The sequence below is a fragment of the Micromonospora sp. I033 genome, from assembly GCF_053890995.1.
This window is the reverse complement of the sequence record NZ_JBSSLX010000058.1, coordinates 23,398-30,161: the sequence shown is the minus strand read 5'-3', so window position 1 is coordinate 30,161 and position 6,764 is coordinate 23,398. Positions and strand designations below refer to the sequence as shown.

The 6,764-nt window shown below is 70.6% G+C and carries 8 protein-coding genes; all 8 read right to left on the bottom strand.

The features are described 5' to 3' along the window. Nucleotides 1-37: 37 nt before the first annotated feature. Complete coding sequence (locus ACW0Q9_RS12875; protein WP_425188434.1) at nucleotides 38-403, bottom strand: metal-sulfur cluster assembly factor; 366 nt, start codon at nucleotides 401-403, stop codon at nucleotides 38-40. Continuing rightward, nucleotides 400-873, bottom strand: a complete 474-nt coding sequence (gene sufU, locus ACW0Q9_RS12870) for a Fe-S cluster assembly sulfur transfer protein SufU (protein ID WP_456180911.1) — start codon at nucleotides 871-873, stop codon at nucleotides 400-402. Before sufU ends, ACW0Q9_RS12875 begins: the two co-directional genes overlap by 4 nt. Next, a complete protein-coding gene (locus tag ACW0Q9_RS12865) occupies nucleotides 873-2,177 on the bottom strand; it encodes a cysteine desulfurase (protein WP_456180909.1) in 1,305 nt (434 codons plus the stop codon). The genes sufU and ACW0Q9_RS12865 overlap by 1 nt, the downstream gene beginning before the upstream one ends. Before the next feature lie 5 nt (nucleotides 2,178-2,182). Continuing rightward, nucleotides 2,183-2,956: a Fe-S cluster assembly ATPase SufC gene (gene sufC, locus ACW0Q9_RS12860; protein ID WP_091270088.1), complete on the bottom strand. Its 774-nt coding sequence runs from the start codon at nucleotides 2,954-2,956 to the stop codon at nucleotides 2,183-2,185. Next, nucleotides 2,956-3,282, bottom strand: a complete 327-nt coding sequence (locus tag ACW0Q9_RS12855) for a non-heme iron oxygenase ferredoxin subunit (RefSeq protein WP_091320789.1) — start codon at nucleotides 3,280-3,282, stop codon at nucleotides 2,956-2,958. Before ACW0Q9_RS12855 ends, sufC begins: the two co-directional genes overlap by 1 nt. Further along, the gene (sufD, locus tag ACW0Q9_RS12850) at nucleotides 3,282-4,424 is read right to left on the bottom strand and encodes a Fe-S cluster assembly protein SufD (protein WP_456180907.1); all 1,143 of its coding nucleotides are present in this window, start codon (nucleotides 4,422-4,424) and stop codon (nucleotides 3,282-3,284) included. The genes ACW0Q9_RS12855 and sufD overlap by 1 nt, the downstream gene beginning before the upstream one ends. Nucleotides 4,425-4,532: 108 nt before the next feature. Next, nucleotides 4,533-5,963, bottom strand: coding sequence for a Fe-S cluster assembly protein SufB (sufB, locus tag ACW0Q9_RS12845; RefSeq protein ID WP_091270091.1), 1,431 nt, complete (start codon nucleotides 5,961-5,963; stop codon nucleotides 4,533-4,535). Next, nucleotides 5,960-6,712, bottom strand: a complete 753-nt coding sequence (locus ACW0Q9_RS12840; protein ID WP_456180905.1) for a helix-turn-helix transcriptional regulator — start codon at nucleotides 6,710-6,712, stop codon at nucleotides 5,960-5,962. Before ACW0Q9_RS12840 ends, sufB begins: the two co-directional genes overlap by 4 nt. Nucleotides 6,713-6,764 lie beyond the last annotated feature (52 nt).

The following is a 6,764-nucleotide window of genomic DNA, read 5'->3' as shown; positions in this document are numbered from 1 at the left end:
CGGGGGGTGTCGCGCTCGACGGGGACCGGGGAACCGGTCAGACGTTGAAGCCGAGGGAGCGGAGCTGGTCCCGGCCCTCGTCGGTGATCTTGTCGGGGCCCCACGGCGGCAGCCAGACCCAGTTGATCCGGATGTCGTTCACCAGGCCGCCGCCCGGGCCGGTGGTCAGCGCCTGCCGGGCCTGGTCCTCGATCACGTCGGTGAGCGGGCAGGCCGCCGAGGTCAGCGTCATGTCCAGGGTGGCCACGTTCTGGTCGTCGACGTGGACGCCGTACACCAGGCCGAGGTCGACCACGTTGATGCCCAGCTCGGGGTCGACGACGTCCTTCATCGCCTCCTCGATGTCACCGATCGCGGCCTTGCCGCCGGCCGCCGGCGTGGTGGCGGTCTCTTCGCTGCTCATGCCTTCACCTCCGGGCTCACGCCCACCCCGGCGCGTGCCGCGGCGTCCTTGAACGCCATCCACGACAGCAGCGCGCACTTCACCCGGGCCGGGTAGCGCGCGACACCCGCGAACGCCACCCCGTCTCCGAGCACCTCCTCGTCCGGCGTGACCTGGCCACGTCCGGACATCAACTCGACGAACGCCTCGTGCACCGCGGCGGCGTCGTCGGCGGGCCGGCCGCGCAGCAGCTCGTGCAGCACGCTGGCCGACGCCTGGCTGATCGAACAGCCCATCCCGTCGTACGAGATGTCGGTGAACACCTTGCCGTCGGTGGCCACCCGCACGGTGATCTCGTCGCCGCAGGTCGGGTTGACGTGGTGCGCCTCGCCGACCCGGGCGGCCGGGTCCGTCGCGTCCCGCAGGCCACGGCCGTGCGGGTGCTTGTAGTGGTCCAGGATGATCTCCTGGTAGAGCTGGTCGAGCTGCATCAGTCGAACACCTTCCGCACCTGCTCGAGACCGGCCACCAGCGCGTCGATCTCCTCGGTCGTGGTGTACAGGTAGAACGACGCCCGGGTCATGGCCGGCACGCCGAACCGGGTGCACACCGGCTTGGCGCAGTGGTGCCCCACCCGGACCTGGACGCCGAGTGAGTCGAGCACCTGCCCGACGTCGTGCGGGTGCACGTCACCGAGCGCGAAGGAGATCGTCCCGCCCCGGCCGACCGGCACGTTGGGGCCGAAGACGCGCAGCCCCGGCACCGTGGCGAGGGCGTCCAGCGCGTACGCCGTCAGCTCCTTCTCGTGCCACTGGATGGCCCGCATCCCGATCCCGGTGAGGTAGTCGACCGCCGCGCCGAGCGCGACCGCCTCGGCGATCGGCGGGGTGCCCGCCTCGAACCGGGCCGGCGGGGCGGCGAACGTCGAGCGCGCCATCGACACGGTCTCGATCATCGAGCCGCCACCGAGCACCGGGGGCATCGCGGCGAGCAGCTCGCCCCGGCCCCACAGCACGCCGATGCCGGTCGGGCCGCACATCTTGTGCCCGGTGAAGACGATGAAGTCCGCGTCGTAGTCGACCACGTCCATCGGCAGGTGCGGCACCGACTGCGAGCAGTCGAGCAGCAGCAGGGCGCCCACCTCGCGGACCCGCTGGGTGATCCGGGAGGTGGCGTTGACCGTGCCGAGGATGTTGGACATGTGCACCAGCGAGACGATCTTCGTCCGCTCGGTGACCAGGTCGTCCAGCCCGGACTCGTCGAGCCGGCCGTGGTCGGTCACCGGGAACCAGCGCAGGGTCGCGCCGGTCCGCTCCGCGAGGAGCTGCCACGGGACGATGTTCGAGTGGTGCTCCATCTCGGAGATGACGATCTCGTCGCCCGGCCCGATCCGGAACCTCGGGTCGGCGTCCGCCCGCAGCGAGGCGTTGGAGAACGCGTACGCCACCAGGTTGATCGCCTCGGTGGAGTTCTTGGTGAAGACCACCTCGTCCACGCTGGGCGCGTTGATGAACGCGGCGATCTTCGCCCGGGCCCCCTCGTACGCCTCGGTCGCCTCGGTGCCCAGCGTGTGCACCGAGCGCGACACGTTGGCGTTGTGCCGCGCGTAGTGCTCGGCGAGCACGTCGAGCACCTGCCGCGGCTTGTGCGACGTGTTGGCGCTGTCGAGGTAGACCAGCGGGTGCCCGTTGACCTCCCGGTCCAGGATCGGGAAGTCGGCCCGCACCCGCGCCACGTCGAAGCGGGGCACGTCGTCGTACTGCGGCATGCCCGACGGGATCGCGATGGAGGTCATCGTGCTCAGGCCCGCGCCGAACCGGCCCCGGCGACGTACCGCTCGTAGCCCTCTTCCTCGAGCTTGTCGGCCAGCTCCGGGCCGCCCTGCTCGACGATCCGGCCGGCCACGAAGACGTGCACGAAGTCCGGCTTGATGTAGCGCAGGATCCGCGTGTAGTGGGTGATCAGCAGCAGGCCGGTGTCGCCGGTGTCGCGCACCCGGTTGACGCCCTCGCTGACCACGCGCAGCGCGTCCACGTCGAGGCCGGAGTCGGTCTCGTCGAGGATGGCCATCTTCGGCTTGAGCAGCTCCAGCTGCACGATCTCGTGCCGCTTCTTCTCGCCGCCGGAGAAGCCCTCGTTGACGTTGCGCTGGGCGAACGCCGGGTCCATCTGGAGCTTCTCCATGGCGCCGCGCAGCTCGCCGGCCCAGGTGCGCAGCTTCGGCGCCTCGCCGTCGATGGCGGTCTTGGCGGTGCGCAGGAAGTTGGCCACCGAGACGCCGGGGACCTCGACCGGGTACTGCATGGCCAGGAAGAGGCCGGCGCGGGCCCGCTCGTCGACGGACATGGCCAGCACGTCCTCGCCGTCGAGGGTCACCGAGCCGCCGGTGATCTCGTACTTGGGGTGACCGGCGATCGAGTACGCCAGGGTCGACTTGCCGGAGCCGTTCGGGCCCATGATCGCGTGGGTCTCGCCCGACTTCACGGTCAGGTCGACACCGGCCAGGATCGGCTTGAGCTCACCCTCGGGCAGCTTGACCGACACCTTCAGGTCGCGGATCTCCAGGGTGCTCATTATCGGGTCACTCCATTGCTCGGCGTCAGGCTGACGTAGATGTCGCCGTCGCGGACTTCGACGGGGTAGACGGGAACGGGTTCGGTCGCGGGCAGCCCGGTGGGCTCGCCGGTCCGTAGGTCGAAACGGGATCCGTGCAGCCAGCATTCCAGCGTGCAGCCGTCGACCTCGCCCTCCGAAAGGGCCACCGCGGCGTGCGAGCACTCGTCGTACACCGCGTAGAAGTTGTCGTCCTCGCCGTGCACGACGGCGATCTGCGTGCCGTCGACGTCGGCGCTGATCGCGGTGCCCTTGGGCACGTCCTCGGTCGAGCAGATCTTGATCATCAGGCGCCGGCCTTGGTGAGGCGGGCCTCGATCGCGTCACCGAGCCGCTCGCGCAGCTCCTCGACCGGGATCTTGTTGATCAGCTCGGCGAAGAAGCCGCGGACCACCAGGCGGCGGGCCTCGCCCTCCGGGATGCCCCGGGCCATCAGGTAGAACAGCTGCTCGTCGTCGAAGCGGCCGGTCGCGCTGGCGTGCCCGGCGCCGGCGATCTCGCCGGTTTCGATCTCCAGGTTGGGCACCGAGTCCGCCCGGGCGCCGTCGGTGAGCAGCAGGTTCCGGTTGATCTCGTACGTGTCGGTGCCGGTCGCCTCGGCCCGGATCAGCACGTCACCGACCCAGACGGTGTGCGCGCTGTCGCCCTGCAGGGCGCCCCGGTAGCCGACGTAGCTGCGGCAGTCCGGCACGGTGTGGTCGACCAGCTGCCGGTGCTCCAGGTGCTGGCCGGAGTCGGCGAAGTAGACGCCGTACAGCTCGGCCTCGCCGCCGCGCTGGGTGTACTCCACCGTGGTGTACTGCCGGACCAGGTCGCCGCCGAGGCTGACCTGGACGTGCACCACCTTGGCGTCGCGGCCCAGCTTCACCTTGAGGTGCTGCGCCTGCACCGCGTCGCCGGCCCAGTCGGCGACGGTGACCAGGGTGAGCTTCGCGCCGTCGGCCACGGCCACCTCGACGTTGTCGGCCAGCGTGGCGGAGCCGACGTGCTCCAGCACCAGGGTCACCTCGGCGAACCGGCCCACCTCGACGAAGGTGTGGCCGAGGGCGAGCGCGTCGGCGCCCCCGCCGACCACCCGCAGGCTCACCGGCGCCTCGACCACGGCGTCCCGGGCGACCTGCACCAGCAGCGCCTCGTCCACCCCGCCGTACGCCAGCGCGCTGACCCGGTCGAACGGGGTGAGCACGCTGCCCACCCGCGGGTCGTCCTTGCCGATCCGGCCGACGGTGACGCCCTCGGGCAGGTCGCCGTGCTCGTGGCGGACCGTGCCGGTCGCGGCCTGCGCCCCACCGGCGAGGCCGCGCAGGCGCTTGAGCGGGGTGAAGCGCCACTCCTCCTCCAGGCCGGTGAGGGCCGGGAAGTCGGCGACGTCGTACGAGCGGAGCGCCTGCGACTTGGTCGTGGGCGGCGCGGAAGCCTGGGTAGTCATCTCTTCCTTGGTCTGTTCTGCGACGGCGATGTCATTGGTCGGAGGGTCGGTCGGGCTGGTCGCGGCGCGGCGCCACGGGTCGGCGCCGCGCCGAGGACCAGCTGCGGGTCAGCCGACCGCGCCCTCCATCTGGAGCTCGATCAGGCGGTTGAGCTCCAGGGCGTACTCCATCGGAAGCTCCTTGGCGATCGGCTCGATGAAGCCGCGCACGATCATCGCCATCGCCTCGTCCTCGCTCAGGCCCCGGCTCATCAGGTAGAAGAGCTGGTCGTCGCTGATCTTGGAGACGGTCGCCTCGTGCCCCATCGACACGTCGTCCTCGCGGATGTCGACGTAGGGGTAGGTGTCGGAGCGGGAGATGGTGTCGACCAGCAGGGCGTCGCACTTGACCGTGCTCCGGCTGCTGTGCGAGCCCTCCAGCACCTGGACCAGGCCGCGGTAGGAGGTGCGGCCGCCGCCCCGGGCGATCGACTTCGACACGATGGTCGAGGAGGTGTGCGGCGCGGCGTGCACCATCTTGGCGCCCGCGTCCTGGTGCTGGCCCTCGCCGGCCATGGCCACCGAGAGCACCTCGCCCTTGGCGTGCTCGCCGGTCATGTAGACCGCCGGGTACTTCATGGTGACCTTGGAGCCGATGTTGCCGTCGACCCACTCCATGGTGGCGCCCTCGTGGCAGACGGCGCGCTTGGTGACCAGGTTGTAGACGTTGTTCGACCAGTTCTGGATGGTCGTGTAGCGGCACCGGGCGTTCTTCTTGACGATGATCTCCACGACCGCGCTGTGCAGCGAGTCCGAGGAGTAGAGCGGCGCGGTGCAGCCCTCGACGTAGTGCACGTACGCGCCCTCGTCGACGATGATCAGCGTCCGCTCGAACTGGCCCATGTTCTCCGTGTTGATCCGGAAGTAGGCCTGCAGCGGGATCTCCACGTGCACGCCCTTCGGCACGTAGATGAACGAGCCACCGGACCAGACGGAGGTGTTCAGCGCGGCGAACTTGTTGTCGCCGACCGGGATCACCGTGCCGAAGTACTCCTTGAAGATGTCCTCGTGCTCGCGCAGCGCGGTGTCGGTGTCCAGGAAGATGACACCCTGCTCCTCGAGGTCCTCACGGATCTTGTGGTAGACGACCTCGGACTCGTACTGCGCCGCGACACCGGCGACCAGCCGCTGCTTCTCCGCCTCGGGGATGCCCAGCCGGTCGTAGGTGTTCTTGATGTCCTCGGGCAGGTCCTCCCAGCTGGTGGCCTGCTTCTCGGTGGACCGCACGAAGTACTTGATGTTGTCGAAGTCGATCCCGGTGAGGTCGGCGCCCCAGGCCGGCATCGGCTTGCGGTCGAACAGGCGCAGGCCCTTCAGGCGCAGGTCGAGCATCCAGGCCGGCTCGTTCTTCTTGGCCGAGATGTCCCGCACCACCGCCTCGTTGAGGCCGCGCTGGGCGGACGCCCCCGCGACGTCGGGGTCGGCCCAGCCGTACTCGTAGCGACCGAGGGCGGCGAGCTGCTCCTCCTGGGTCAGGGGCTGGACGATCTGCTCGGTCATCTATCTGTCCTCACAGTGGTGACGGTGTTACCGGACTGGGCACGCGGCTGGGTGGGGATGTGCGTGGTGCACACCCCGTCGCCGTGCGCGATGGTGGCCAGGCGCTGCACGTGGGTGCCGACCAGACGGGAGATCACCGCGGTCTCGGCCTCGCACAGCTGGGGGAACTCGGCGGCCACGTGCGCCACCGGGCAGTGGTGCTGGCACAGCTGGCCGCCGGAGGCGATCGTGGACGCGTTGGCAGCGTAGCCCTCGGCGGTCAGCGCCCCCGCGAGCGCCTCCGCCCGGGCCAGCGGGTCGGTGCCGGCGTCCTCCATGGCGGCGCGGCAGCGCTCCTCCAGCGCGGTCACCTGCTCGGCGGCGAACGCCTCGACCGCCTGCGAGCCGCCCGTGCGGGCGATCCAGCGCAGCGCGGCGGTGGCGATGTTGTCGTAGTGGTGGGTGCCGCAGCGCACCCGGGCCGCCTCGGTCAGCAGGAAGACCTTGGCCGGTCGGCCCCGGCCCCGGCTGCCCCGCACGACCTGCTCGCGGGCCTCCACGTCGCCGTCGGCGAGCATCGCGTCGAGGTGCCGGCGGATCGCGGCCGGGCTGAGCCCGAGCGCCGAGCCGAGCTGTGCGGCGGTGGTCGCGCCCCGCTCCAGCAGCAGCTGGGTCACCCGGTCACGGGTGGAAAGATCGGTGGACGCGGAAGCACCGGCGGCCGGAGCGGTCGCCGGCTGGTGCCCGGAGAGCGCCGCCGCGTTTTTCACAACGCCAACGTTACGTAATTCGCCGAGGGCCCGCAAACCCGGGGTCCGGTGA